This is a genomic window from Solihabitans fulvus, assembly GCF_008386585.1.
Taxonomy (GTDB): Bacteria; Actinomycetota; Actinomycetes; order Mycobacteriales; family Pseudonocardiaceae; genus Solihabitans; species Solihabitans fulvus.
Window position 1 is genome coordinate 1 of record NZ_VUOB01000168.1, and the last position, 269, is coordinate 269.

The following is a 269-nucleotide window of genomic DNA, read 5'->3' on the forward strand; positions in this document are numbered from 1 at the left end:
GTCACGGACACCTACCAGGACACGACGTTCAGCCAGCTCCGCGCCCCTCATGCGGACGCGGAGGCGCTGGCCGCTGTGCTGCGCGATCCCGAAATCGGCGACTATTCGGTCGAAGTGCTCACGAACACGCCTGCGCACGAGGTCAAGGTGCGGGTGAACCGGCTGTTCAGCACGGCGCACCGGGACGACCTGATCCTGCTCTACGTCTCCGGACACGGCGTCAAGGACGAGGCAGGCCGCCTGTACCTGGTCAGCACCGACACCGAACG

General features: G+C 66.5%; 1 protein-coding gene. It reads left to right on the plus strand.

The window, feature by feature from the left end:
* On the plus strand, positions 1–269 hold a 269-nt coding region (locus F0L68_RS41065), incomplete at both ends, for a caspase family protein (protein ID WP_149855330.1).